Origin of the sequence: Mucilaginibacter ximonensis, assembly GCF_042686265.1 — a bacterium.
In the GTDB taxonomy this organism is placed as follows: Bacteria; Bacteroidota; Bacteroidia; order Sphingobacteriales; family Sphingobacteriaceae; genus Mucilaginibacter; species Mucilaginibacter ximonensis.
On the sequence record NZ_JBHUPD010000002.1, the window covers coordinates 93,509 to 118,626 of the forward strand.

Here is a 25,118-nt window from a genome sequence, read left to right on the forward strand (position 1 = left end):
GTAAAACTTAAATGACCAAACGCCTGCTTTCCCTCGATGTCTTTCGCGGCATTACAGTTGCCGCTATGGTGCTGGTTAATGACCCGGGCGACTGGGGCAATATCTATGCCCCGCTTGAACATTCTAAATGGAACGGCTGTACACCTACCGATCTGATCTTCCCGACATTTCTGTTTATCGTCGGTGTATCAATAGTCTACTCGATGGAACGCAAGGCTGCAGAGCCTGCTAACCATGCCGCAATGTTGTGGGGAGCTTTGCGCCGCGGGCTTATTTTAATTGCCATAAGTTTGGGGATTCAACTTATTCTGCATCCCGGGTTTGAGCATCTTCGGTTCCCGGGAGTGTTACAGCGTATTGGCCTGGTCTTCATAATTTGCGCCCTGTTGTTTATCAAAACATCGCAAAAGGTTCGCGACTGGCTATTTGCCATCCTGCTTATTGGCTATTATATGCTGATGAGTTTTGTACCCGTGCCTGACACACATGTAGCCAGCCTGGACCCAGAAACCAATATGGGCGCCTGGCTGGACAGGCTGGTGTTTACCACCAATCACCTTTGGAGCGAATCGCATACCTGGGACCCCGAAGGCTTATTGGGCACGCTCCCCGCTATCGCGACAGGCCTGTTTGGCATACGGGTGGGCACCTGGTTAAAACGTAAAGACCGCGACGACGCCACCAAAGTTAGCTGGATGTTTTTTTATGGCATATTGGCCGTAGTATCGGGTTTAATATGGGATATGTTCTTCCCCATCAATAAAGCATTATGGACAAGTTCATTTGTGCTGTATGCAGGCGGCTGGTCAACCATCGCGTTAGCAGCTTCTTACTGGTTAATTGATGTGCAGGGCCGTACACGCTTTACTACTTTCTTTTTACCTTTCGGGATGAATGCTATTACGGCCTATGTATTGTCAGATTTTATTCCGCACTATATCAATAAAATCAAACTTGGCAGTTCAACCTTATACCAGATACTTTTCCAGCCTTACCTATCGCCCAAAAATGCATCGGCGGCCTACGCCATTATAATGACGTTGTTGATTTGGGTGGTGATGTGGATACTATACAAGCGGCGTATTTTTATTAAAGTTTAAGCTCTGTCGTCGTATAATGGCAAAAACCTGGCTATCAAGCCGGAATAAAAACATCGCAGGTATAAAACATCGTCATAATTTTTGCCTATTATTAGCGTTTTTGCATCTTAGCAGAAATATATTCCACTATTTTGAGATGAATTTTAAACAAACCGCCTTTTTAGGTGCATCGGCACTGCTTTTAACTACCAGCAGTGTTATTGCACAGGTTAAAAAGAAAACTACTACCCCCGCGAATAAAGCCACTAACACAGCAAGATCATCAGTTAAACCGGGAAATCCGGAAGTATTACCGGTGGACCCAAACGTACTTACCGGTAAATTGCCCAACGGTTTAACCTATTATATTAAACCCAACAACCAGCCGAAAGGCAGGGCCCAATTAATGCTGGTAACCAAGGCAGGCTCTGTTTTAGAAACCGACGCACAACGCGGCATGGCTATGCTGGTGCAGCACATGGCCTTTGAGGGCACGCGCGATTTCTCAAAACAAGATCTGACTGGTTTTTTAAGAAAAACAGGCGATCGGTTTGGCGCCGATACCAGCGCCTTTACATCATACGACGAAACCACTTATCAACTATCTGTACCAACGGATACAGCCAAAACATTTGCCGACGGATTTAACATACTGGCTAATTGGGCCGCACGTATCACTTTTGATCCGACCGCGCTGGCTGCACAAAAAAATTTGCTGGCGGCTCAAGCAGCCGAGGGTGGTAAAAATCCACAGAGCAAATTGCAGCAGGCTGCCCTGCCTCTGCTGCTCAACAATTCCCGCTACGGTGCCCGTTCGCCAATTGGAACTGAGGCCACATTAAAAAACATCGACCTGGCCGCTATAAAAGGGTTTTATAACGACTGGTACCGCCCCGATATGCAGGCTGTAGTTGCAGTCGGCGATTTTGACCCGAAAAAGGTTTTGGAAATGATCAAATTCAGCTTTGCATCACTCAGAAACCCTGTACCTGAAAAGCCGCTGCCGCAATATGCATCTCCTGCTACAGCGGGCACTTCTGTAAAGTTTGTTACCGAAAAAGGTTTCCCGTATACGTTTGTTCAGATTGTGTCCAAGCATCCGTCGTTAATTGTAAAGACGCCGGGCGATATGCTGCAGAATATGCGCATATCATTATTCAATCAGTTATTGAATAATCGTATAACAGACCTTACTAAAATCCCATCGCCACCTATACGTTACGGGCAGTCGGGCTACGCTGAGTTTATTGGCAAACAAGATGCATTTTCAACGCTGGCATTAGCAAAATCGGCAGCTGATCTGGAAACAGGTTTTAAAGCTGTTGCGGCCGAGCTTGAACGTGCCAAAAAGTTTGGTTTTACTATAACCGAAGTTGAACGTGCTAAGCAAAATGTCCTGCAACAGGTATCTGCTTCTTATTCGGCCAAAGACAACTCGCCCTCGGCAAGTTATGCTTCTGAATATGAGCACGCCTTTATTGTTAAACAAGGCATACCGGGTATTGACTATGAGTATGATTATTACGTAAACAATATTGGCAAGGTGTCAGTGGCCGACCTGAATGCACTGGCAGGCAAATTAATATCAAGCCAAAACCGGGTAATTTTAGTTGAGGCCGACGATTCTGATAAAGACAAGCTGCCCAATGAGCAAACCTTGCTTAAATGGGAAGCCGACGCGGGCAACAGCCTAACCGCGTACGTTGATGACAGCGCCATACCTTTTATGGCAACATTACCTACCCCGGGGAAAGTTAATGACATTAAGGTTGACAGCACGCTATCGGTCATCAACCTTAAATTATCAAACGGAGCAAGAGTAATTTTGAAGCCTACCACTTTTGAGCCTAATCAGGTATTGATATCAGCGTACGCATTGGGGGGCACCTCCTTAGCTCCGGATGCCGACTTTACGTCGGCTAATATTGCTGCGCAGATAATAGGCTCAAGCGGGGTGGCCACATTCAATCAAACCCAGGTTAACAAAATGATTGGCGATAAAGGGTTTAGCCTTACCCCGTATATCAGTGATATTTCGCAAGGCGTAACCGGGTTTGCGCAGGCTGATAACTTTGGGCCGGCCATGCAGTTGCTTTACTTGTATTTTACCAATCCGCGTAAAGACCCTGCCGTTTGGCAGAATTATATAGAGCAGGCCAAAGCGGCGCTTACCAGAAATGCGAATACACCAGGGGTTGTTTACCAGGACACTGTACAGGCTGTTTTAGGCGGCTATAACCCGCGCGTTATGCCTGCAACTACCGAAAAACTAAACGCTGCCAGCCTTGACAAAGCTTTTGATTTTTACAAGGCCCGTTTTGCCGACGCCAGCAACTTTACTTTTACCATTACCGGCGACTTTACCGTAAAAGACATCATTCCGTTTGTGGCTACTTATATAGCCAGCCTGCCATCAGGCAATACCCATGAGACGTTTAAAAATCTGGGCATTCATCCGCCGGCAGGCCAAATCACCAAGACGGTAACTAAAGGCGTGAGCGATAAATCGACGGTGCAACTGGTATTTGATGGCGCTTATGATTATAATGATGCCAACAATTTGACAATGGATGGCCTGGAAGAAACACTTAATATGCGTTTGGTTGACTCGCTAAAAGACGGCAACGGCATTTACTCGCCAAGCGTGCGTGCCAGCTATGTTAAAATACCCGAAGGACGTTATAAAGTGACTATTGCTTTCCTGGCCGATGCCGGTAATACCGACAAAGCTATAGCTTACACGCTGGGCGAAATAAACAAACTAAAACAAAGCGGACCGACGGCCAAAGAAACTCAGGTTTTTGTGGAGCGCGAAGCACGTAACTTACAGGCCCAATATAAACAAAACGCCTTTTGGCAGGCTGCCCTGACAAGCGCTGCCCAGAACCAGGAAGATCCGGATAAATTGTTGTCGCGAATGCAGGGCCTGGAAAAAATTGATGCAGCTGCATTAAAAGATGCAGCCAATAAGTATTTGGGCAATAACCTGATTAAACTGATATTATTGCCTGAAAAGAAATAAGCCGCGTTGGCCGGTGAAATAAAAAGTCCTGCCCGGTATGGGCGGGACTTTTTATTTACATCACAAAAGAATTAGTATTTTGTTAGCTAAATGATGATGAGCCCCGGGCAACAGGTTATACAGGATTGGTACCAGCGTAAAAACTGGGAGCAGTTTCCGTTTCAGCGCGAAATGGAAGAGGTTTACCTGTCCGGTTACTCGGGCTTGCTTAACGCACCCACGGGCAGCGGTAAAACCTTTGCACTTTTTCTTCCTTTTCTGGCCGATTTCATTAATAAACATCCCGACTACAAAACGCGCCAGAATAACGGCCTGCAAATGCTCTGGATAACGCCGCTGCGCGCGCTCACCAACGACATCCGCAAAGCGATGCAAGAGGTTTGCGACGACATGGAGATTCCCTGGAAAATTGCCACCCGCACCGGCGACACCCCCGCCGCCGAAAAAGCATCGCTCAAGAAAAAACTGCCCGAAGTGTTGCTTACTACTCCCGAAAGCCTGCACCTGATGCTGGCGCAAAAAGAGTACCCTAAAATATTTCAAAGCCTGCAGGTTTTGGTGGTTGACGAATGGCATGAACTATTGGGCACAAAACGCGGCGTGCAGGTAGAACTGGGGGTGAGCAGGTTGAAAGGGCTGAGTCTTGAGTCTGGAGGCTTGAGTCCTGAGTCTGATGTCGAGAGTCGGGGGGCTAAAGCCTTAAGCCAGAAATTAAAAAAAGACTTGGGACTCAGAACTGGAGACTCAAGACTAAAAATCTGGGGAATCAGCGCTACCATTGGTAACCTTGAACAAGCTGCCGAAGTGTTGCTGGGCGTTGACTTCCCTGCCAACCAGATCAAGATGGTGCGCGCCAATGTAGATAAGAAGCTGGATATCCAATCTATAATTCCCGAAAACATTGAGAACTACTCGTGGGCGGGTCATATTGGGTTGAAGCTGCTGCCTCAGGTGATGGAGATTGTCGCCATGAGTAAAACCACCTTGATCTTTACCAATACCCGCTCGCAGTCTGAGATTTGGTATCATGCTATCTTAGATAACTACCCGGAATATGCCGGGGTTATGGCCATGCACCATGGCTCGTTGGATAATGAGCTGCGCAATTGGGTGGAACAAGCCCTGCATGCCGAAGCTTTGAAGGTAGTAGTATGCACGTCGAGTTTGGATCTGGGAGTCGACTTTCGCCCGGTGGATACGGTGATCCAGGTGGGCAGCCCTAAAGGTGTAGCCCGGTTTATGCAACGCGCCGGGCGCAGCGGGCACCATCCGGGCGCTGTATCAAAAGCTTATTTTGTACCTACGCACTCGCTAGAGCTGCTGGAAGGCGCCGCCTTGAAAGAAGCCATTAAACGCAAAATATTTGAAAGTCGCGACCCGCTGTTATTGGCTATGGATGTGCTCATTCAATACATGGTTACGCTGGCCGTGTCTGACGGTTTTACGGCCAATGAGCTTTTTGATGAAGTGAAAACCACCTACGCTTTTGCCGATATGAGCAGAGGGGAGTTTAACCAGTTACTTGATTTTATTACCAACGGCGGTAAAACGCTGGCACAATATGATGAGTTTTTAAAGGTGGAGATTGAGAATGGCGTTTATAAAGTATTTAGCCGGCGGGTGGCCATGCGCCACCGGCTAAGCATAGGCACCATTACCAGCGATATGAACATCCGCGTGAAATGGCTTAGCGGCGGCAGTTTAGGGACGGTTGAAGAATCGTTCATTTCCAAACTTAAACCAGGCAATACCTTTTGGTTTGCAGGCCGCAGCCTGGAATTTGTACGGATAAAGGAAATGACTGCCTACGTTAAAAAATCGACCAAAAACAAAGGACTGATACCCAGCTGGAACGGCGGACGCATGCCGCTTTCATCGCAACTGGCCGCTGTTTTCAGGGATAAGCTTGACGAAGTGGCGCATGGCATCGAGAAAGACATTGAGGTTAAAGAGCTCAGACCTTTATTTGATTTACAAAAGTCGCTGTCGCACCTGCCTCAGAGCCACGAGTTTTTGATCGAATCATTCAAATCGCGCGAGGGGCATCACTTACTTTTTTATCCTTTTGAGGGGCGGCTGGTGCATGAGGGCATGGCCTCACTGCTGGCTTATCGTATTTCACGTATCAGGCCGGCAAGCTTTTCCATTGCTATGAACGATTATGGTTTTGAGTTATTGACCGATGATGACGTACCGATAGAAGAAGTTTTAGAAGATACTGAGTTTTTCAGCATCGATAACCTGATAGAGGATATCCAGCACAGCTTAAATGCCAACGAAATGGCGCGCCGTCGTTTCAGAGATATCGCTCACATCGGCGGACTGGTATTTACCGGCTATCCGGGTCAGCAGGTTAAGAATAAACATTTGCAGGCCTCGTCGTCATTGCTGTTTGATGTTTTCAGCGAGTATGAACCCGATAATTTACTGGTGCGACAAGCTTATAACGAGGCTTTGGCATTCCAGTTAGAAGAGTTCAGGCTTCGCGCTGCGTTGCAGCGCATACAAACCCAAAATATCATCCTTAAAACCGTGGAGCGCCCTACTCCGTTTGCTTTCCCTATTATGGTTGACAGCCTGGGCCGCGAAAAATTCACCACCGAAAGTTTGGAGGACCGCATAGCAAAAATGGCCCGACAATACGGCGCCGAGGGCGTTGCTGTTACTGAAGGTAAAAAGAAAGAGCGCAAACCGGGAGTGGTGCGTAAAAAAGGCTTTTAATATAAAAAAGCTGTCATCCTGAGCGAGAGCGAAGGATCTTATACGATTCTCTAGTCGCTTATACAAGATCCTTCGCTATTGCTCAGGATGACAGCTTAGCAATCTGGTTAGTATCCCGCTTTCGCAACCGGTGGTTCATACATCAAACGGCGCTGAAAGTACACATCCCAGCTGTGCTGCTGTTTATCGTCAAGCATGTGGCGGGTATCTTCATCATAATTTTCATTGAGCACCGCATATTTATTATGGATACGGTTAAAAAGTGTGCTGGCTTCGTAGCGGTAATTCTCACTAAAACGCATACGATTACATTCGCGTAAAATTTCCTGTTGTTCAAGGCATGATATATTATAATGCCCTTGTTCATGGTTAAGCACCCGCCGCAGCATGGCTTGCGAATTCACGCGCCGAAAGTCAATCCAGGATTTATCGGGGCGCAAAAGCAACCTGACATCAAAATTGAGCACGTACGCGCCGTCTTGCACGCCGGCAAGGTTGTATTTAAAATCAATAGTGCATTTGGTGTGAGCAACGGTATTATCGCCGGTAACCTGCGGGACGCCTCTAAAATCGTTTGCTGTTAATTGCCTGTAGCCGGATTGCGCAAAGGCAGAATCAACAACGCACAAAGTCAGGCCTAAAATGCAGATCATCCCCACAAAAATCAATCTCATTAAATTAATAGTTTAAATATTTGCCCTTTTGGACTAGGCCAAAATGCAAAGGTTTATCCTATTATTAATTTAACGAGCAATTTATTTTTTACCCTTTTCTGCCGCTTGTAATGTGTTAATGGCCATTACTTCTTTCATAGTTTTCTGCATAGCATCGGTCGAGCCGTCAAGGAAGATTACGTTACCTTTTGAATTTTCGGCAAAGTGCTTGATCGATTCAGTCCACATGGTAAATAAAATTACCGAGGTGTCCATGTGAGCCGCGTCCATTTCTTTGGCAGCCGCGGTCATACCTTTAGCAACTTCCTCGCGGAACAAGGCCACACCCTGCCCCCTTAACTGCGACGCCTGGCGCTCGGCCTCGGCCGAAATCTTGATGGCGTTACCCTCAGCTTCGGCAGCCTTGGTCTTAGTGATCAATAAAGCCTGACCTTCGTTCTCGGCTGCAGCTTTCAGGTTGTTTGAGGCCACAACCTGGCTCATTGATTTCATAATTACCTCGTCAAAAGTAATATCGTTTAATTGCAGATCCTGCAGATGATAGCCCCAGCTTTCCAACGTGTGGTCTAATTGCTCTTTCACGTGCTCTACTATATCGCGGCGCAAAATCAACACTTCGCTTTGGCGCTTGGTAGCCACAAAGGCACGGATTGAACCTTCAACCGTACGAATCAGGGCTTGCATCAGGTTACGTTCGTCAACAAATTTAAAAGCTACGTTTTTAATGGTTTCTTCCTGCTGGTCAAGTACAGAGAACAACAGCATCGCCTTAAAATAAACATTGGCCTGGTCAAAAGTTACCGCCTGAAACTCCAGTTCGACAGAGCGGTTCTGGATAGATATTTTTGAGTAAACGGCCTCAATAAGTGGCAGTTTGAAATTTAAGCCCGGAGTTAATATGCGGCGGTATTTACCAAATACAGTTATCACCACAATGGTACCTTGCTTAACCGTAACAAACGACGAAAAAACAACTACCAGCAAAATAAAAATAATAATTAACGAAACTATTTGGCCATTCATGACTTTTAAGATTTAGTTGGAAATAAATATAGTGTTATTTATTGCTTGTTTTAAAATAAACGGAACTATGAACGTAAAAAGAACTTTTGGTACCATCCTTACAATCTTAGGCATTATAGGCCTTATTTACACTGGCGTTAGCATTATTCAACGAAGCGGTAATTACACCAACCTTACGGTGATTGGCATTATTGCTATCATTTTCTTTTTCACCGGCATAAGTTTGGTGCGTAATACCAAAGACGAAGCTGCATAGTAGACTAAAGCGACTGCCCTTTGTTACAACAACGCCCCGCTTTTTGTGGAAATGCGGGGCGTTTTATCCCATAAAAAACCATTCATTTTTAATCAAACCGGGTGTTTTGAAGCTACTTTAGCTAAAGTATTGCATTGGTGCACATTTTGAATTATCTGTTACACAATTAAACAGATAAGCCATGCGATCAAAATCAAATTTAGGAATGATATTAACGTTAATAGGTATTAACGGCATCACCTTGTCATTATACGGTTTCTTTATGGTGTATATCACCCGTGGTTTTTTTGCAGGCGCGGTACTGCTGTCGTGTATTTTGTTTTTTGCCGGCGTGTCTCTGCTTCGCGATCAGCTTTCGCATCGCGCCGATCATTAATCAGGTAAAGACATCACAGATCTGCACATTCAAACGCGGCGTTAATACCCTATTATACCCCTTCCCTTAAAATATTAAAACCACAGGTTGTTTGCTTTCGTAAATATGCCTGCGACATGTTGAAAAATACCCTGTAAACGGTATTGCCTTTTAGTTAATCCTTATCGATTTTTGCCGATCATAACCATTTTAAAAAAACTTTATTTAATTATGACGCAAACCAAAACCAATAACAAATCAAAGCTTGTGGGCATCATATTAACCCTATTGGGCGTGGCTGGTATAATTTACGCAGCATTGTGCCAGTTTGGCGAAGGGATGAATAGAAATGCTGCTGCCGGTGTGCTGCTATCGTCAATAGTAATAACCTTTGTAGGCGTGGGCCAACTATACAAAAAACACCCCGACGACTATTAGGCCATTAAAGCTGTGCCAGTTCAGCGTCATTAGCTGTTGAAGTAATTGCACCGTCATCAGTAAGCTGTAAGCCGCCCTGCGGGAAATCAGTTTCAGTAAGCCATTTAATTTTTTTTGCTGCGCGATTTAAAGTATCAACCGACAAACCATTTAAGCGCGATTGTTGGGTTGATATGATCCGTGCATTCAAGAACTCACCTTTTTTGTTAAGGTTTACCTTTAGCAAGGGCGCTATGCCACATACGCCGCTGATGCTTACACTTTTATACGTACAAAAATTACCCAGGCTATAGGCAATCAGTCGCTGGTTATAAAGTTCCATGCCTCGGCTAACGTGCGGGCCGTTACCAAAAACCACGTCGGCCCCGGCATCAATAACGGTATGTGCAAAGGCACGTACGTTTCCGCGAGGTTCGCCATGATAAATTTCGTCCCCGGGTGGTACGTGTTCAAATTCTGGCCCCTCGCCTCCGCCATGAAATGACACGATCACAATATCACATTGCTGTTTCAAGTCGGCTATGATTTGCGCCGCGCCTTTCAGGTCGTACAAAGCCATTGTGCCCGAGTTAGGTGCGAACGAGCAAAACCCATATTTTACGCCATTGATCTGAAACTGCGCAACAGGGCATACCACCAAACCTGCGTAGTTAATACCCACACTGTCTAAAACGCGCATGGTACTCCTGCGGCCACTATCTGCAAAATCGCCGCTGTGGTTGTTGGCCAGGCTTAACAATTTAAAACCTGCATCTTTAAATATCCAGGCATAGCTTTCCGGCATTCTGAAATAAAACTGCCGGGTGGTAAATTTTTGTTTGTTTAATCCGGGACTGCCTTTGTCGGCCAGGGTACCTTCTAAATTGCCAAAGGCAAAGTCGGCATCGCGCAGGTATTTCTTTACCTGCATAAAACTGTTACGGCCACTATCCGCGGGTAAAAAAGTAGAATCAGGGAACGAGGTGCCCAGCATCATATCGCCTACAGCAGCAATGCATAAGGTATCTTTAACCTGCCTGGCGGCATTATGTTTAACTTTGGCAACATTAAGGTATGTTGAATTAATTTTGACCTCTTGCCGCTGTACACAGGCATCGGCAAAAAACAAAAATGCAAGCGCAATTAAACAGATAAGGTTTCTCATAGGCGCAAAAAAAATCCTTTCGCTAATTAACGAAAGGATTTTTAAATATCTTTTTATTTCGACGTCAATTATTGTCCCGGGTTTTCTTCACCCATGCTTTCAGCGCCGGCGTCAGTGCCCAACAATTCTTTTCTGAAGGCCGACAATACGCGGCCGCCTTTGTAAAAGTAACGGCTATAATAATCGTCGTCAAGGCTGCTCACGGCCACACCACGTGATGAAGCGTGCGCAAAACGGTTATTGCCTAAATAAATACCCACATGCGAAATGCTGCGGCTGTGTATTTTAAAGAAAACCAGATCGCCTTCTTTTAACTCGTCTTTTTTAACCGGGCTAACCATGCTAAAAATGTCGCGCGAGTTACGTTTAATATCTACATTAAAAACCTGGCTATATAATGTTTTGGTGAAACCCGAGCAGTCAATACCTTTTTTAGTACCACCACCGAAACGGTAAGGCGTACCAATCCACTCGTACACAAAATCAAAAAGTTTCATGTTTGATGTTGCAGATACCGCAACATGCATAATTTGTGAAAGATAATCTTTTGCTAAACTTTCCTGGTCGTCAGACTTGTCTTGCGCAGGGGTTGGAACACTTTTTGTTTGAGCCTGAGCTGCTAACACGCTGAATAATAGGGCTATTGCCAGTACTGTTTTCTTCATTAATCGCTAGTTTTCGTTCTCTTTTACGGACACATCGTCCTCTTTGTTACACACTTTCGATCAGGTTGCATACAAAACTATCCATTTTTATGTAAAAGGCAAACAAAATTTACATTTTATTCACATTTATTAATTTTCCACATTTGTCAATAAACTTAATCGTGAGTTAAATGGATTAGGGCCTTGAACAATTAACTGCCAGTGTCATCACTTTATAATATTATTTAAAACTACATGGGGGCTTTTGCTGAGCTTACAGGCATACAAGCTTGTTCAAAGCAACTTAAGCTCACATTTCTTGATAAAACTTCGCAACAAATACGTTGGGGTTTCCATTATTTGTAAGATAGTATTAGATTTGCGCATTCTACAAATCCAGATTGTAATAACAAATGAGTTCAATCGAAATAAATAAAGACACCTACTTAATGTGGTACGAGTCTATGCTTTTGATGCGTAAATTCGAAGAGAAAGCAGGACAGCTGTACGGGCAGCAAAAAATCAGGGGCTTTTGCCACTTATATATTGGTCAGGAAGCAGTACTAGCCGGCGCGATGTCGGTATTGAAAAAAGGCGACAGTCTGATAACCGCTTACCGCGATCACGCCCATGCTTTAGCACAAGGCGTAAGCGCCAAGGAGGTTATGGCCGAGCTTTATGGCAAGGCTACAGGCTGCTCAAAAGGCAAAGGCGGTTCAATGCACATGTTTAGCAAAGAGCATCATTTTTACGGTGGTCATGGCATCGTTGGTGGACAGATTCCACTGGGTGCCGGTATTGCTTTCGCCGAAAAATATAAGGGCACTGATTTTGTTAACGTTGCCTACATGGGCGATGGCGCCGTACGTCAGGGTGCTTTAAATGAAACCTTTAATATGGCGGCCTTGTGGAAACTGCCCGTAATATTTATTTGCGAAAACAACGGTTACGCTATGGGCACCTCGGTACAACGTACCACCATACAAACCGATATTTATAAATTAGGCTTGCCTTACGGTATTCCCTCATCGCCGGTTGACGGTATGGACCCGGTTGCCGTACATAACGCCATGGACGAAGCTGTACAACGTGCACGTGCCGGCGAAGGCCCAACCTTCCTGGAAATGCGCACTTACCGCTACAAGGGCCATTCAATGTCTGACCCTCAAAAATATCGTACCAAAGAAGAGTTGGAAAGCTACAAAGCAAAAGACCCTATTGAGGCGGTAAAAGCTACTATTGAACAAAATAAGTATGCTGATGAGAAATGGTTTGAAGAAATTGAAGCCAAGGTAAAAGCCGAGGTTGATGAATCAGTAAAATTTGCCGAAGAATCGCCATGGCCTGAAGCATCAGAGTTATATACTGATGTTTACGTGCAAAAAGATTATCCATACATTATGGACTAGTTTTTAGTCGGGAGACTTTAGACTAAAAACTTAATACAAAAATTAAAATATCCTATTCATCCTAATATAATATGGCCGAAGTAGTTAAAATGCCTAAGATGAGTGACACCATGACTGAAGGTGTCATTGCAAAATGGCATAAAAAAGTTGGTGACAAGGTAAAATCGGGCGATGTATTGGCCGAGATCGAAACCGATAAAGCCACCATGGATTTTGAATCATACCAGGACGGCGTTTTACTGTACATCGGTATAGAAGAAGGTAAAGCTGCACCTGTTGACGCTGTAATTGCCGTTTTAGGCAAAGAGGGCGAAGATTATAAAGCTGCCTTAGATGGCGCCGGCTCTGCGCCTGCCGCCGCTCCTGCTGCCGAAGAAAAACCGGCCGCTGCTACTGCTCCGGCCGCTGAAAGCGCACCTGCTGCTCCTAAAGTTGATCTGTCAAGCATACCGGCCACCGTTATCCGTATGCCGTTGCTAAGTGACACCATGACTGAAGGCGTAATTAATAAGTGGAACTTCAAAGTTGGCGATAAAGTAAGGGCTGACGACTCGTTAGCTGACGTTGAAACCGACAAGGCCACCATGGAAGTTGTTGGTTACGAAGCCGGCACACTATTATATATAGGTGTAAAAGAAGGCGAAGCTGCACCTGTTAATGGCATTATTGCTATTGTAGGTAAAGAAGGTACAGACATTACCCCGCTCTTGCAAGACAATGGCGGCGCTGCTGCACCTGCTGCCGCTCCGGCTGCTGAAAGCGCTCCTGCCGCTGCTGCAACAGCTCCTGCTGCCGAAGAAGAAAAAGAAACTTCACATAGCGACGGCCGCGTAAAAGCATCGCCATTGGCTCGTAAAATAGCTAAAGAAAAAGGCATAGACCTGAATGCAGTTAAAGGTACTGCAGAAGGTGGCCGCATTGTTAAAAAGGACATAGAGGACTTTAAACCAGGAGCTACACCAGCTGCCACTCCGGCTGCTGAAAGTGCTCCTGCGCAAGGTAGCGCTCCGGCAAAACCGGCTGCTGCTCCTATTGTGTTACCAAGCTTTACCGGCGAAGAGAAATTTACGGAACGCCCGGTTACACAAATGCGTAAGGCTATTTCACGTCGTTTGTCTGACAGCTTGTTTACCGCCCCTCACTTCTACGTAACTATGTCTATCGATATGGATCAGGCTATCGCCGCACGTAACAAGATCAATGAGGTTGCACCGGTTAAAATATCATTTAATGACTTTGTAGTTAAAGCTGCGGCGATTGCTTTAAGACAGCACCCGGCTATAAATTCATCTTTCCTGGGCGACAAGATCCGCACCAATGAGCACGTACACATCGGTGTAGCTGTTGCGGTTGACGAAGGGTTGCTGGTACCGGTGATCAAATTTGCCGATAACAAATCATTGAGCCACTTGTCGGTTGAGGTTAAGGAGTTTGCACAGAAATCAAAAGCTAAAAAACTGCAGCCAAACGAAATGGAAGGCTCAACCTTCACCATATCAAACTTAGGTATGTTTGGTGTTGACGAGTTTACAGCTATCATTAACACGCCAAACGCTTGTATCCTGGCAGTTAGCGGTATCCAGGCTGTTCCGGTAGTTAAAAATGGCGCGGTTGTTCCGGGCAACGTAATGAAAGTAACGCTAAGCTCAGATCACCGCGTGGTTGACGGCGCAAGCGCTGCGGCATTCCTGCAAACCTTAAAACAATTATTAGAAGAGCCGGTAAGGCTGCTGATATAGGTTAATCGGATATCGAATTTTCGATTTCGGAATTAGAGCGATGGGATTACCTGTCGCTCTTTTTGTTTATAGAATAATTAGCGATGGATGTTTTCTTTTTGATGATATATACGGGCAACCTCTAATATAATACCATTGTAGGTGTAAAATATATAATAAGCATCCCAAACAAGTAAGAATGGATCACCTAAATAATCTTGATCGAAATCAGTTCTAATTCCGCTAAAAGGTTGCTTTAACAGTAGCTTTAATCGACGATTTAATCTTGAGAAAAGCTTTTTTGAATAAGTATCTGATTGATTTCTCCTGTTATTAAACTCGATAATTCTTTCTAAGTCTATTTCGGCTTTCTTGGAAAAGACTATTCTTTGAGCCATTTTTCATATTTCTTTTCCAACTCCTCCATCGTGATAACATTTCCGTTTTTGATATCCTCTAAACCCTCTCGTATACCCTCCTTCATATGCTCCGGTATAACAAACACCTTTTCTGAATGATCTATCATAGATTCAAGCTTTTCCAAAAGCATTTCATCATTGAGATTATCAATTTTTTTGTGAAGGGATATTTTGCGCTCTAACAATGTCATAATATAAAGTTAAGTAATTTAGATATATCGAACAATGCCAGTGCCTACTGCAGTTAGTTTATTTTTTCTATCTTTGCCCCAACAAATACTTCAATACCACACACCATGTGATTCTAACAGATAGACTATAGCTTATTCAAACCGAAAAATCCGGCATAGTCATCCCCATCCATTTTAGAGTTAATTAAAGCTGCTGCAATTAAATGGCAGACCTGTTACAACAGCTTATTGCTTTTTGTAACTTGGCATTTTGATTGATAAATCAATATTAATGAGACAAAAATTTTATGACACTGCTATCAAGCAGGAGCGTGCCGTGCTGGTTGGCGTTATTACCGCCAATGAAAGCGATGAACGCGCAAAAGAATATTTAGAAGAACTTGAATTCCTGGTGGAAACTGCCGGTGCAAAAACGGAGAAAGTCTTCACCCAAAAATTGTCTAAACCTGATCGTGCTACGTTTGTGGGCTCGGGCCGTTTGGAGGACATCAAAGCTTATGTAAAGTCAGAAGAAATAGACATGGTGGTTTTTGACGATGAGTTGTCACCATCGCAGCTTCGTAACATCGAGAATGAGCTGCAGGTAAAGATCCTTGATCGCAATAACCTGATCCTGGACATCTTTGCCAATCGCGCACAAACGGCTCAGGCTAAAACGCAGGTTGAGCTGGCGCAGCTGCAATACCTGTTACCGCGCCTAACCCGTATGTGGACGCACTTAGAGCGCCAAAAAGGTGGTATCGGTATGCGTGGCCCGGGTGAGAGCCAGATTGAAACCGACCGCCGTTTGATTTTGGACAAGATATCATTGCTTAAAGAGCGCCTGAAACTGATAGACCGCCAGAACGAAACCCAGCGCAAAAACCGTAAACAAATGGTACGTGTAGCGCTGGTAGGCTATACCAACGTTGGCAAATCCACCATCATGAACATGATATCGAAGTCGGACGTGTTTGCGGAGAACAAATTATTTGCAACGCTGGATACGACTGTACGTAAAGTAGTGATCGAGAATGTACCGTTTCTGTTGTCGGACACGGTTGGTTTTATCCGCAAATTACCGCATGACCTGGTTGAGTGTTTTAAATCGACACTTGATGAAGTGCGCGAAGCCGACTTACTTGTACACGTGGTAGACGTTTCGCACCCAAGCTTTGAGGATCATATCCGCGCGGTAAATGAAACGCTGAAAGACCTGGGTGCATCAGACAAACAGACCATCACCGTCTTCAACAAAATAGATGCATTTAAGCCCATGCAGATGACGCCTGACGAAGAGGTTAAACCGGTAACACTGGAAGACTTTAAACACAGCTGGATGGCTAAAAACAGCAGCCCGGCTGTATTTATATCGGCTACAAACAAGGAGAATATCGACGAGTTCAGATCAGTGCTTTATGATTACATCAAGCAGTTGCATGTGGATAGATATCCGTATGATCATTTGTTGTATTAAGCCTGATCACTTAAACAAGAAAGGGTGCAGCGTTGCTGCACCCTTTCTTGTTTAAATAAACTTGTCATTCTGAGCATAGCGAAGAATCTTGTATAAGCGATAAAATTCTTCGCTATGCTCAGAATAATAAAAGAGAATTTAGGTTAAGAAAACATCTTTCCCAATCGCCGGAATAATACCTTTCTCCAGCGCTGTATCAAACATCAGCTGAATAGCCTTACGCCCTTCTTCACCCAGATCAACTGAATATTTATTCACGTACAGTTCGATATGCTTATACATCACCTCCTCGCTCATTTCCTGTGCGTGCTCGCGGATATATTCCAAACCCGATTTCGGGTTAGCAAAAGCAAATTCGACAGATTTACGCAACACGCGATTGATTTTGTGCTGAACATCTGCAGGTAAATTGCGGTTAGCCACAATGCCACCCAGCGGAATGGCACAGCCGGTTTCCTTTTCCCAGTAATCGCCCAGGTCAATGATCTTTTTCAGGCCTTTGTCCTGGTAGGTAAAGCGATTTTCATGGATGATGAGTCCGGCATCAACACGGCCTTCCAGTACGGCATTTTCTATGTCCGAGAATACCAGCTCTACTTTGTTGGTAGCTTCAGGAAATGCCAGTCCCAACAAAAAGTTAGCGGTTGTATATTTTCCGGGGATACCGATCAGTGGATTTACGATTTCAGATTTACGATTTAAGATTTTGTTATTTTTTAAATCCGATATCGAAATTTCGAAATCCGAAATCAACATCGGTCCAACGCCAAAACCCAATGCGCTGCCCGCATCCAGCAACACATATTTATCTACAATATAAGCAAAGGCATGGTAGCTTAGTTTGGTAATATCCAGTTCGCCGCGAAAGGCTTTTTGGTTAAGCGTTTCCACATCGTCATAAAAAACCTCGAAGTCCAGGCCTTCGGTATCAATTTTATGATGTATTAGCGCGTCGAAAATAAAGGTATCATTAGGGCAAGGCGAAAAGCCGAGTGTTAGTTTCATGTTGTACGTTTTACGTTGGACGTTATATGTAAGAACTATCTAAGAAAACACGTACGACGTCAAACGTCTCACGTAAAACTTATTAAAGCTCTCTGATCAAATCCAGCGCAAATGTATTCAGATTTTTAACAGCAAGCCCTATCTGCCAGTTGTCGCGGTTACGTTTTTCGACATAATTTGACACTGCCCTGATTTGTACACAGGGCACCTTCAAAGCATGGCAGGCATAAAAGAATGCCGCCCCTTCCATACTTTCCAGTTGTGGATTTATACGTTCCACTATTTTAGCTATGCTGGCATCATTACCATGAACGGTGTTTACCGTAATGGCCGACACCTTCGGCGCCGTCAGCTTTTTGGTAAAATGATCTAAACTGCTGGTTGGCGCAAAAATACTGGCGCCAAAACCCAGTTGCTCAATACTGATGAAACGAGTGTCATCCTCGGCGCCTAATTCGGCAAAGGTATCTTTGGTGATCTCGGCAACACTCCCTAATTGAATATTACGGTCAAAGCTGCCTGCAATCCCAAGGTTTATCACCAGGTTGTAAACGTTATGCGGCAAATGCCTTCCTAAAGCAAAAGCCGTAGGCACCATGCCCGCGCCGGTAACTAAAACCGAACAGTTGGCCACTGAAGTATGTCTGGGCACAAAAAGATTATCTGCCTCGTCTGATTTTTGCATGCCCAGGGCCTGCATTAAAGGTTCAACCTCGGGCTGGGTAGCTACAACAATAAGTATGCGCATAGGCGGCTTAGTTTTATGCTAATATAATTAAATTTTAATAGGCAACGGGTTATGGCCAAACCTCATGGCGGCGTCATTTGTTATACTAAACACAAACGCCGGCGCCCGAAATAAAATTGCCTGTTTAAAACTTTTGTATATTTGCCGCCGTAATTATTATGATGATACATATAACGCGCAAAGAACATTTTAATGCAGCACACCGCATGTACCGTGATGAATGGACTGCAGAGAAAAACTTTGAGATGTTTGGCAAATGCGCCAACCCCAACTGGCACGGGCACAATTACAATTTATTTGTAACGGTTAAAGGCCAGGTTACCCACCAAACAGGTTACCTGATAGATTTAAAAGAGCTTAAAACTATCATACATGAATATGTTATTGAAAAGCTCGACCATAAAAACATTAACCTGGATGTTGATTTTATGAAAGGCAAAATGGCATCGACCGAGTTGCTTTGTATCGAGATATTTAACCAGCTTAAAGCACCTATTGAAGCCTACGAGGGTGTGTTTTTACATTCTGTGAAATTATATGAGACCGAGAATAACTCGGCCGAGTATTTTGGCGAATAAACCCACAACATGATCAACGACAACAACATTCCCGACAGGGATGACGACATTTACGGTTACGAAAAAATTGACCGTTATAACCCTGAATTGATCGAGAGCCTTTCTGGCCATTACAAAGAGGTTCTGAGCCTGCTGGGCGAACACCCCGGTCGCGAGGGTTTGTTAAAAACCCCTGAGCGAGTGGCTAAAGCCATGTTATATTTAACGCAGGGCTATGATGCAAACCCCAAAGAGATATTAAACTCGGCGCTTTTTAAAGAAGAGTATAGCCAGATGGTAATTGTAAAAGACATTGAGGTTTACTCCATGTGCGAACATCATATGCTGCCATTCTTTGGCAAAGCGCATATTGCTTACATCCCCAACGGCTATGTGGTGGGGCTGAGCAAAATACCACGTGTGGTTGATGCTTACTCGCGCCGCTTACAGGTACAAGAACGTTTAACCAACGAAATACGCGACTGTATACAGGATGCCTTACAACCTGTAGGGGTAGGCGTAGTTCTGGAGTGCCGGCATCTGTGCATGTGTATGCGCGGCGTGCAAAAACAAAATTCAGTTACTACCACCTCGGCATTCTCAGGCGGTTTTTTCCAGGAGAAAACAAGGGCAGAGTTTTTGAATTTGATATCACAGAAATTGAGTTGATTGGGTGAGTGGTTGATTAAGTGAATGGTTTATCACCATTTATTAATCAACTATCAAAAAAAAACTTATTTCTAATTTTACATGAACAACCACTCACTCAATCAACTTAATAAACTATTAACTAACCAATGAAAGCATATATTTTTCCAGGACAGGGCGCGCAGTTTGTAGGTATGGGCAAAGACCTTTACGAGCAATCTGAGCAGGCGCGTGAACTATTTGAGCAAGCTAATGCAATATTGGGCTTCCGCATTACTGACATTATGTTTAACGGTACTGATGAGGACCTTAAACAAACCAAAGTAACGCAGCCGGCTATATTTTTACACTCGGTTATTTTAGCCAAAATTTTACCTGACTTTGCGCCGGAAATGGCTGCAGGTCACTCGCTTGGAGAGTTTTCAGCGCTGACTGCTGCAGGCGCTTTATCGTTTGAGGATGGCTTACGTTTAGTGGCGGCCCGTGCCAATGCCATGCAAAAAGCCTGCGAAATACAACCATCAACCATGGCTGCTATTTTGGGTCTGGATGATTTTACAGTTGAAGATATTTGTCACCGCATCAGCGACGTGGTAGTTCCGGCAAATTACAACTGCCCCGGGCAACTGGTAATTTCAGGCACCATTTCAGGCATTGACAAAGCTTGCGAACTGATGACTGCGGCCGGCGCAAAACGTGCCTTGAAATTAAATGTAGGCGGTGCCTTCCATTCGCCGCTAATGGAAGCCGCCCGGGTTGAGCTGGAGCACGCAATCGTGAACACTACAATTAACACCCCGTCTTGCCCTATCTATCAAAATATAGATGCCAGGCCATATACTGACCCTGAGCACATCAAAAAGAACCTTATAGCCCAGTTAACCGGCGCTGTTAAATGGACACAAACCGTTGTACGCATGATCGAAGATGGCGCTACTTCATTTACAGAAGTGGGCCCGGGGAATGTTTTGCAGGGCCTGGTTAAAAAAGTTGACCGCGCAATGCCAACATCAAGTGCTTCTTTAGCTTAATAAAAATGCACGTTAAGCAATAATTTTTTTTAAAGCCGCAAACTAAAGCGGCTTTTTTTTATTTGTAAGTTTACAAATGTCTTAACACCTTATACCGCTTTTGAGTTACGCTGGAAAAATCAGGTTAATGTTGGCACTGCTTGGTGCCAGTTTATTATTGACGTCGATAATTGTACGCTCGACGTATACGCCTGCCGTTAACCTGGCACAAACAGCCAGGATGCTCGAAAACGGGCTGCATCAAAAAGAAGAGTTTATTAATAAAGCCCTTAGCGCTCCTGATGGCCTTAACCGTTTTAAAGCCATAGCCAATAATTACGAGGACGGCTTAAAATGCATACAGGAGTTTACAGATGACCATAACATACTGGTAATAACCTATAAAAATAACCGTGTACAATATTGGAGCGATATCAGCATGATACCTCCAGGGCCTGATTATGCCAAAGAAGGTTATTCATTTCACCGTTGGGATAACGGCTATTATGAGGCTGTAAAAAAAAGCGACGGGGATTTCTCGGTAATATTCTTGATCCCCGTAAAAACCAATTACGCGGTACAGAATCAATACCTTAAAAACACATTTGCACCCGATTTACTAAAAGATAACAATATAGATATTGCCGATTTTACAGATAAAGACGCCTTTCCCGTTCAAAGTATAACAAAGGTTAATCTGTTTTGGGTTAAGGTAAAGTCTAACGAGCTTAACTATCGTTTCTTTTATTTCGAGCTGGTGCTTTGGTTAATAACCCTGCTGGTAATTTGCGTACTGGTTCAAAACATTTGCTCATACCTTGTTAACAAAGGCCAACTGTTTCTGTCGTTCATTTTCCTCGCAGTGTTTATTGCCGGCATACGGTACCTCAATCTTGAATACGGTTGGCCAAACTTTACTTACCGGCTTGATATTTTTAATCCTCATGTTTACAGCACCAGCAAACTGTTTCCATCATTAGGCGATCTTTGTATCAACCTTTTCCTGATTAGCTGGCTGGTAGCTCACATTTACCGGCAACGCTTCAAACTTCTTAAATACCAGCCCGGCAAAGCAGGCGGGTATGTATTAGTTATATCCTGTATCGCAGTACTTATCAGTGTGTCAATTATCCTGATGCGCGTATTTCATGGCCTGGTAATACACTCAGACATCAATTTTGACGTAAATAACGTACTGGGCTTATCAGCATATAGTTTCTGCGGCATATTAATGCTTTGCTTAAGCTTTTTTATATTTTACCTGCTTAACGAAGTTTTTCAAACCATATGCAGCCGGGTACCAGTACCGATAAAACATCAGCTCATTTTACTGATCATTGCTGTAATTACGGCTACCTGTTATTTCAGTATTGTAAGACAAGAAATAATAACCTATTACATTTTATGGGGGCTAATTGTGGTAATGCGCGGTTACAGCTACCATTATAACAACGGCAAGCCAACTACTTTTATGTTTGCCGGCGTATTGCTGATCTGCGCCGTGATAGCATCCATGAGCCTGAGTCACTTTGCAGATCAAAAAGAAAAAGAAAGCCGTAAGGCCCTGGTGCATAAATTAGAGAACCCGACAGACTCTGTGGCTGACTACCTGTTGAAAAAAGTAGAACGGCAGATTGCCAACAACCCATTTATTATAAACTATTTCGCAGACACCATACACAACGCCGACTACCTGCAAAACCGTTTACAAAAATTGTATTTTGACGGTTACCTTTCTAAATATGATTTTAAAGTACACGCGTATAACGCCCATGAACGCCCGCTATCGGCCGACCAGGACAATCCGCTTTCGGCCTATAAGGACATGGTGATGCTTGGCTCACTTAAGGTGTCTAATTATTTTTATCGCGAAAACTGGGGCGAGTCATTTGGGTTCCAGAATTATTTTGGCATTATCCCTATAGCAAAAGGCGATAAAAACTGGGGATCTATAGTTATTGAGCTAAAATCAAAAGCGCTGCAGACAACGAACTATTTCCCTGAGTTATTAATTGACGGGCGCCTGCGTGACCGCGATGATTTTAAAAATTACTCGTACGCGTTTTATTCAGATAACAAACTGGTGGCGCAGAGCGGCAGCTATATTTACAGGTTAGTGCGCATAGCCTATGCCTATCCGGTTAAAACATTTAATCATAGAACCAGCGAAACCGAAAGCGGATCCTGGTACCGCCCCAACATTATTTACGACCATCTTATTTACAAGCCGTCTGAACGGAATGTTATAGTTGTAAGTAAAAAGGAACCATCATTTTTATACAGCATTACTTCTGTTACTTTCTTTTTTGTAATACTCTTGCTGTTCAGTGTGGTTGTATTTGCAGCAAGCTGGGCCTGGCTGCGTATTAAGATCCTGACCATTACCAACAACAAAATAAAATGGGGGCTTAAGATCACGCTGGGTAAACTGATGTACAAAACCCGCATCCAGTTTTCAATGGTGTTTGCGGTAGTGATTACACTGATATTGGTAGGCGTAGTTACTTACATTTCCATAAGTACCGAGTATCAGACCCAGCAGGACAACATGATACGTGACCGTATTATTAAGATAACCGATGCTTTTGAGAACGGCATGTTTGATAAATACATGACCCACATTAATGAGCAAAGTCAGCTGAAATTTGACGCCATTGCAGCCTCTTATTCGTCTGATCTGGTATTATTTGACAGTCACGGCTCGTTGCTCATTACTACGCAGCCACGTATTTATGATGATAACCTCATTGCCAAACGCATGAATGCCAAGGCCTATATTAACCTGTGCGTAGAAAAGCGGTCTGAAATTGTAAATGATGAAATGATAGGCGGATTAAACTATAAAACCGTTTATGCGCCCATACGCAGCAAAGGCGAAACCGTAGCCTTTTTACAACTGCCCTATTTCTCTAACCAGGCCGATTATAAAGAGCGTATCGGCTCGTTGTTAAACTTCATGATCAATATCTATGCTATTATTTTTATTGCGATAGGTTTGCTCGCCGTTATCATTGCCAGACAGATAACCAATCCGTTGAATTTTATCCAGCAGAGTTTAAGCAAAACAATTTATGGCAAAAAGAATGAGCCCATTAAATGGGATCGTGACGATGAGATAGGTGCGCTGATAAAAGAGTACAACAAAATGATCTCAGCACTTGAAGCCAGTGCCGCGCGGCTGGCACAATCTGAGCGGGAGAGTGCCTGGCGCGAAATGGCCAAGCAGGTAGCGCATGAGATCAAAAATCCGCTTACGCCTTTAAAATTGGGCTTGCAGTTGCTGGAGAAATCATGGCGCGAGAAAGACGCCAAATTTGACCAGAAGTTTGAACGTTTCAGCAAGTCGTTTGTAGAGCAGATTGAAAGTTTATCACAGATAGCCTCTGAGTTTTCGGCCTTTGCTAAAATGCCGGATACACGTATGGAACGCTTCAATATATTTGAAGTGATTAATCAGGCTGTTACCATATTTAAGCAAACCGAAAACTTTACCATAAACTACCAGGTGCCTGATGAGCCCTTTTTTGTGGTAGCCGACAGGGACCAGTTACTGCGCTGCTTTAACAACCTGCTTAAAAATGCTATTGAAGCAACCCCTGCCGACCGGCTTGGCTTACTGGACATCACTTACGAAACCGACGAAAAAAACATCAGTATAGCGGTGAAAGATAACGGCAACGGCATACCTGAGGGTATGCGCGAAAAGATATTTGAACCTAACTTTACCACCAAAAGTTCAGGTACTGGTTTGGGTTTGGCTTTTGTAAAAAACTCGGTTGAGAACGCCGGGGGCAAGGTTTGGTTTGAAACCGTTGCCGGCCAGGGCACTACTTTCTTCCTGAGCCTGCCCGCTGCAATTTAAATTTTGCGACACATTTGTTAACCTCAAGATAAATACATAAATTGGCAGTATAATAAACGCTGAAAGATATCGTTAACAGAGGACTTAATTAATTAAGCAATAAATATTGATGAGATTTTTTCTTTTTTTAGTCTTCGTTACCTTAAGTTTATCAGCATCGGCCCAATTCTGGAAACGCAAGCACAAACCAGCTCCTGAAGTGCTTAGCCTTGCTCCTGTCAGCTACCAGATACAAATTAAAGATAATCCGCCGGCAAAGCTTGAAGTAGTAAAAATACCGCGTTCTGTGTACGACCTTGAGATTGAAGAAGCGTCGATTTTGAAAGAAGCCAAACATAACATGCGTTTCAGAATTTATGACCAGGCCAGTTATAATTTTACTGATCTGGCAATTTTGTACCTGAAGCAAAATCGTTTTTCTGAAGCCAAATGGTATTTGCTGCAAAGCAACAATATAGCTAAACAAGCCGGTAATGCCCGCCACGTACTGGATAACCTTTATCTGTTAACAGATATCAAAGTATCTATAGGTGAACTGACGCTGGCTATGGCCGATTTACTGGAAGCACATGACCTGGCTGTATCAAAAGGGATGCAGACTGACGTTGCTTTGGTAAACAAAAAGATAAAATTTCTGCAAACCAATAAAATTGTAGCTGTTAAGGCCGAACTGCGTTATGCAGAGGCGGTTGAAGCCGCCAATGCCAAAACTGTTGTAAACTAAGCCTGGTTTATAACA

The 25,118-nt window shown here is 44.0% G+C and carries 22 protein-coding genes; 14 read left to right on the forward strand and 8 right to left on the reverse strand.

The window, feature by feature from the left end; genetic code table 11:
* Positions 1-11: 11 nt before the first annotated feature.
* The 3 genes from ACFS5N_RS08075 to ACFS5N_RS08085 all read left to right on the forward strand — a co-directional run bounded on the left by ACFS5N_RS08075 (position 12) and on the right by ACFS5N_RS08085 (position 6,822).
* Complete coding sequence (locus ACFS5N_RS08075; protein WP_377184086.1) at positions 12-1,100, forward strand: acyltransferase family protein; 1,089 nt, start codon at positions 12-14, stop codon at positions 1,098-1,100.
* A gap of 136 nt (positions 1,101-1,236) precedes the next feature.
* Entirely contained in the window at positions 1,237-4,101 is a 2,865-nt protein-coding gene (locus ACFS5N_RS08080; protein WP_377184088.1) for a M16 family metallopeptidase, read from the forward strand.
* A gap of 90 nt (positions 4,102-4,191) precedes the next feature.
* The gene (locus tag ACFS5N_RS08085) at positions 4,192-6,822 is read left to right on the forward strand and encodes a ligase-associated DNA damage response DEXH box helicase (protein ID WP_377184090.1); all 2,631 of its coding nucleotides are present in this window, start codon (positions 4,192-4,194) and stop codon (positions 6,820-6,822) included.
* Between the two features lie 107 nt (positions 6,823-6,929).
* Here the strand turns inward: ACFS5N_RS08085 and ACFS5N_RS08090 are convergent, their stop codons facing one another.
* Together ACFS5N_RS08090 and ACFS5N_RS08095 are read right to left on the reverse strand one after the other, a co-directional pair.
* Entirely contained in the window at positions 6,930-7,496 is a 567-nt protein-coding gene (locus ACFS5N_RS08090) for a DUF922 domain-containing protein (RefSeq protein WP_377184092.1), read from the reverse strand.
* Between the two features lie 81 nt (positions 7,497-7,577).
* The gene (locus ACFS5N_RS08095; protein ID WP_377184094.1) at positions 7,578-8,519 is read right to left on the reverse strand and encodes an SPFH domain-containing protein; all 942 of its coding nucleotides are present in this window, start codon (positions 8,517-8,519) and stop codon (positions 7,578-7,580) included.
* Between the two features lie 67 nt (positions 8,520-8,586).
* On the opposite strand from ACFS5N_RS08095, the gene ACFS5N_RS08100 reads away from it, so the two are divergent.
* From ACFS5N_RS08100 to ACFS5N_RS08110, 3 genes are all read left to right on the forward strand, one after another.
* Entirely contained in the window at positions 8,587-8,775 is a 189-nt protein-coding gene (locus tag ACFS5N_RS08100) for a hypothetical protein (RefSeq protein WP_377184096.1), read from the forward strand.
* 181 nt (positions 8,776-8,956) lie between these two features.
* Positions 8,957-9,151: a hypothetical protein gene (locus ACFS5N_RS08105; protein WP_377184098.1), complete on the forward strand. Its 195-nt coding sequence runs from the start codon at positions 8,957-8,959 to the stop codon at positions 9,149-9,151.
* A 210-nt stretch (positions 9,152-9,361) separates the two neighbouring features.
* Positions 9,362-9,568, forward strand: a complete 207-nt coding sequence (locus tag ACFS5N_RS08110) for a hypothetical protein (protein ID WP_377184100.1) — start codon at positions 9,362-9,364, stop codon at positions 9,566-9,568.
* A gap of 4 nt (positions 9,569-9,572) precedes the next feature.
* Here the strand turns inward: ACFS5N_RS08110 and ACFS5N_RS08115 are convergent, their stop codons facing one another.
* Together ACFS5N_RS08115 and ACFS5N_RS08120 are read right to left on the reverse strand one after the other, a co-directional pair.
* The gene (locus tag ACFS5N_RS08115; RefSeq protein WP_377184102.1) at positions 9,573-10,712 is read right to left on the reverse strand and encodes a CapA family protein; all 1,140 of its coding nucleotides are present in this window, start codon (positions 10,710-10,712) and stop codon (positions 9,573-9,575) included.
* 68 nt (positions 10,713-10,780) lie between these two features.
* The gene (locus tag ACFS5N_RS08120; RefSeq protein WP_377184104.1) at positions 10,781-11,377 is read right to left on the reverse strand and encodes a C40 family peptidase; all 597 of its coding nucleotides are present in this window, start codon (positions 11,375-11,377) and stop codon (positions 10,781-10,783) included.
* A gap of 392 nt (positions 11,378-11,769) precedes the next feature.
* Here ACFS5N_RS08120 and pdhA point away from each other — a divergent pair, with 392 nt between their 5' ends.
* Entirely contained in the window at positions 11,770-12,765 is a 996-nt protein-coding gene (gene pdhA, locus ACFS5N_RS08125) for a pyruvate dehydrogenase (acetyl-transferring) E1 component subunit alpha (RefSeq protein ID WP_377184106.1), read from the forward strand.
* 71 nt (positions 12,766-12,836) lie between these two features.
* Entirely contained in the window at positions 12,837-14,504 is a 1,668-nt protein-coding gene (locus ACFS5N_RS08130) for a 2-oxo acid dehydrogenase subunit E2 (protein ID WP_377184108.1), read from the forward strand.
* Positions 14,505-14,581: 77 nt separating this feature from the next.
* Here the strand turns inward: ACFS5N_RS08130 and ACFS5N_RS08135 are convergent, their stop codons facing one another.
* Entirely contained in the window at positions 14,582-14,881 is a 300-nt protein-coding gene (locus ACFS5N_RS08135) for a type II toxin-antitoxin system RelE/ParE family toxin (RefSeq protein ID WP_377184110.1), read from the reverse strand.
* Entirely contained in the window at positions 14,866-15,009 is a 144-nt protein-coding gene (locus ACFS5N_RS08140) for a hypothetical protein (RefSeq protein ID WP_377184112.1), read from the reverse strand. Before ACFS5N_RS08140 ends, ACFS5N_RS08135 begins: the two co-directional genes overlap by 16 nt.
* 355 nt (positions 15,010-15,364) lie before the next feature.
* On the opposite strand from ACFS5N_RS08140, the gene hflX reads away from it, so the two are divergent.
* On the forward strand, positions 15,365-16,549 hold the full coding sequence (gene hflX / locus ACFS5N_RS08145; RefSeq protein WP_377184114.1) for a GTPase HflX: 1,185 nt from the start codon (positions 15,365-15,367) through the stop codon (positions 16,547-16,549).
* 138 nt (positions 16,550-16,687) lie between these two features.
* Here the strand turns inward: hflX and ACFS5N_RS08150 are convergent, their stop codons facing one another.
* Entirely contained in the window at positions 16,688-17,554 is an 867-nt protein-coding gene (locus tag ACFS5N_RS08150) for a menaquinone biosynthesis family protein (RefSeq protein ID WP_377184116.1), read from the reverse strand.
* Between the two features lie 82 nt (positions 17,555-17,636).
* Positions 17,637-18,302, reverse strand: coding sequence for a futalosine hydrolase (mqnB, locus tag ACFS5N_RS08155; protein ID WP_377184118.1), 666 nt, complete (start codon positions 18,300-18,302; stop codon positions 17,637-17,639).
* Positions 18,303-18,463: 161 nt separating this feature from the next.
* Here mqnB and ACFS5N_RS08160 point away from each other — a divergent pair, with 161 nt between their 5' ends.
* The 5 genes from ACFS5N_RS08160 to ACFS5N_RS08180 all read left to right on the forward strand — a co-directional run bounded on the left by ACFS5N_RS08160 (position 18,464) and on the right by ACFS5N_RS08180 (position 25,103).
* On the forward strand, positions 18,464-18,880 hold the full coding sequence (locus tag ACFS5N_RS08160; protein WP_377186528.1) for a 6-pyruvoyl trahydropterin synthase family protein: 417 nt from the start codon (positions 18,464-18,466) through the stop codon (positions 18,878-18,880).
* A gap of 9 nt (positions 18,881-18,889) precedes the next feature.
* On the forward strand, positions 18,890-19,528 hold the full coding sequence (gene folE, locus ACFS5N_RS08165; protein ID WP_377184120.1) for a GTP cyclohydrolase I FolE: 639 nt from the start codon (positions 18,890-18,892) through the stop codon (positions 19,526-19,528).
* Positions 19,529-19,656: 128 nt separating this feature from the next.
* A complete protein-coding gene (fabD, locus tag ACFS5N_RS08170) occupies positions 19,657-20,538 on the forward strand; it encodes an ACP S-malonyltransferase (RefSeq protein WP_377184122.1) in 882 nt (293 codons plus the stop codon).
* A 127-nt stretch (positions 20,539-20,665) separates the two neighbouring features.
* The gene (locus ACFS5N_RS08175; protein WP_377184124.1) at positions 20,666-24,379 is read left to right on the forward strand and encodes a sensor histidine kinase; all 3,714 of its coding nucleotides are present in this window, start codon (positions 20,666-20,668) and stop codon (positions 24,377-24,379) included.
* Between the two features lie 109 nt (positions 24,380-24,488).
* On the forward strand, positions 24,489-25,103 hold the full coding sequence (locus ACFS5N_RS08180) for a hypothetical protein (protein ID WP_377184126.1): 615 nt from the start codon (positions 24,489-24,491) through the stop codon (positions 25,101-25,103).
* Positions 25,104-25,118: the final 15 nt, after the last annotated feature.